Here is a 602-nt window from a genome sequence, read left to right as displayed (position 1 = left end):
CTGACGGTGACGGGTTTTCAGACACCCAGCACCCGGGGGGCTGCGGTGACGGTCAATGATGATGGTAGCTATACCTACGATCCGACGGGTGTGGCGGCTTTAGAGGCGCTGACCGCCGGGGAAGAGGTGACAGACACTTTCACTTATACGATCGCAGATGATAACGATGTCACGGCGACCGCCACCGTCAGCATTACCGTCGCCGGGGTGAACGACCCGCCGGAAGCCGCCGACGACAGCAACAGCACCGCAGCGGATACGCCTCTGGATGTCAACGCTGCCTCGGGTGTCTTGAGCAATGATAGCGACGTGGATGACGATAATTTTACAGTCGTCGCCTTCGAGAGTACCAGTTCCCTGGGAGCCAATGTCACCGTCGGTGAGGATGGCAGTTACACTTATGACCCGACGGGGGCAACGGATCTGATCGCCCTGACGGAAGGGGAAGAGGTCGTCGATACCTTTACTTACACCATTGAAGATGAGGGTTCAAATCAGGCCACTGCTACCGTCAGCGTCACGGTAACTGGGGTGAACGATCCTCCCGAAGCGGTGGATGATAGCAACAGCATCAATGCCGATACGGTATTAGCCGTCAATGC

The 602-nt window shown here is 57.3% G+C and carries 1 protein-coding gene; it reads left to right on the top strand.

Features of this window, described 5'->3' with window-relative positions; genetic code table 11:
• Positions 1–602, top strand: a 602-nt coding sequence (locus tag LKE08_RS16330) for an Ig-like domain-containing protein (protein ID WP_324705308.1), incomplete at both ends; no start/stop codon positions are given.

It is taken from the genome of Lyngbya sp. CCY1209, from assembly GCF_035615495.1.
In the GTDB taxonomy this organism is placed as follows: Bacteria; Cyanobacteriota; Cyanobacteriia; order Cyanobacteriales; family Microcoleaceae; genus Limnospira.
This window is presented reverse-complemented; position numbering and strand designations above follow the sequence as displayed.